The sequence below is a fragment of the Anaerobutyricum hallii DSM 3353 genome (assembly GCF_000173975.1).
GTDB lineage: Bacteria > Bacillota > Clostridia > Lachnospirales > Lachnospiraceae > Anaerobutyricum > Anaerobutyricum hallii.
On sequence record NZ_ACEP01000104.1, the window covers coordinates 1 to 1,185 of the forward strand.

General features: G+C 40.8%; 1 protein-coding gene. It reads right to left on the bottom strand.

Annotation, left to right across the window (positions count from 1 at the left end; all coding sequences use genetic code 11):
* Positions 1-1,185, bottom strand: a 1,185-nt coding sequence (locus EUBHAL_RS14895) for a ParB/RepB/Spo0J family partition protein (protein WP_005349068.1), incomplete at both ends; no start/stop codon positions are given.

Genomic DNA, 1,185 nt, shown 5'->3' on the forward strand with positions numbered 1-1,185 from the left:
AGGACACCGCAGGATCTCTTCGGAAAGGAAGTGGCTGATATAACTGGAAACCTCTTTTATATCTAAAGAATTCATATATTCCTGACGGGTTAATCCTGCTGTTTCTTCCCTTCCTTCTTCCACTAATTCATCCATCGGGACGGAAATTTCCCTGTCCGACTTTCCGGCAGGCTCTTTGCAGTCTGTTTCTTCTGTTTCTATTTCTGGCACCATATCTCTTTGTTCTTCCCTCCTTTCTACAAGCTCTGGCTCTTCTTTTTCTTCTTTTGGGCAGTACTGGTCAAGCAGGGCCACATACCGTTCCCATGTAATGGATTTCTCTGAGATACTGATGTTTTTATCCGAGCAGGAGATTCTGATCTCCCCTTGTGATATTTCATAGGAAGTACTCCCATATCTCCCTTTTAAGAACTTTACAAGTGCTTTTCTGGAGACAGTAGACCTGTCATATTCATCTATACCCAACAGCCGGTACGATACCCGTATCTCTACTGCACCCGGTTCTAAATTCTTCTGTTTATATTCTTCTATATCCACATTTTTTGTGATCCCCTGTTCAATCACTTCCTTCTGCATCTTTTCCGGCAGCCTCGCCAGAGTGAGTGCAGCAGATTTTTCTATCTCCCCTTCCTTAAATTTTTCCATTGCCTCTGGAAGTAAATTTCTGGAGATCTGCTGATATTCCTGTACTGTAGCCCTTGCGATTCCCATTTTTTTTGATAAGCGTTCTACCATCCTTCCTTTCTGTAAAGATGGAGGGAATTCTTCTGGATGCTCTCTTAAAAGTTTTTCCATCTCTGTGATCTCATGCATCAACTCATACGGTTTTTTCGTGTGGTATCCATTTGAAGCCATTACACGAAAACTTTCCTGCACCGCACTGACATTATTAACAATGCATGGAAGAAAAGCAAATTCTTTTAATCCCCTTTCCTCAACAAGCAATTTACAAGCCTGACAGCGCTTATGTCCTGCAATAATCTTATACTCATCTGTATCTAGCTTGCTTACTGATAAATTCTCAATCACTTCTCCTGTAGCCTGAATTAAATCTGCAAGTGATTCTATCTCTTCCTTATCACGTGCCGGACAATACTGTTCTACATTTTCTTTTAATTTTGAGTAATGGATCCATTTGATTATTCTGCGTGGATGCTGCTCTTCTTTTTTTATCTCTTCCTTGTT